At 42.0% G+C, this 493-nt stretch carries 1 protein-coding gene; it reads right to left on the reverse strand.

Translation table 11 applies throughout. The features are described 5' to 3' along the window. Nucleotides 1-304: hypothetical protein (locus tag D4A39_RS17020; protein ID WP_147393962.1), on the reverse strand; the 304-nt coding region annotated here is incomplete at its 3' end. Between the last annotated feature and the right edge of the window lie 189 nt (nt 305-493).

Here is a 493-nt window from a genome sequence, read left to right on the forward strand (position 1 = left end):
CACATCCATCGTTATTCTTGATTTCGATAGCTCCGTCATGGCTAGGCAGGCTAGGCATTTCATAAACGTCGCTTAGGTTGGCTGTAGTTGCGCCTGCAGCTCTTGTTGCAGCTTTCGCCTTGTAATTGATAACGCTACCAGCCAACTCCTGAGGGTCGGTGATGGATGTCACTTCTTCACCTAATATGTTTTTTGTGACTTCACCAGGGTTTGGAACTAAAGGGTTGTCAATAGAATCGCTACAAGATGCCAGGAGCATTGCTGCGAAAGAGAAAGTAACAAGTTTTGTAAAATGATGTTTCATGTTAATCTTTCTTTTGTCGTTTTTGTGTATAAATTAGCTTTCACCTTTTTGCTATTTTTCTAGCCTTTAAAGGTTTGTTCTCCCACACCTGTTGGTTAAGGTGCGGGAGCACAGAATTATTTAGTTGATTACTTTGTATTTACCAACTTGAAGATCTGAACGCGGCTGCGGCCATAAGCTACACAGATG

Origin of the sequence: Alcanivorax profundi (assembly GCF_003597125.1) — a bacterium.
GTDB classification, from domain to species: domain Bacteria; phylum Pseudomonadota; class Gammaproteobacteria; order Pseudomonadales; family Alcanivoracaceae; genus Alcanivorax; species Alcanivorax profundi.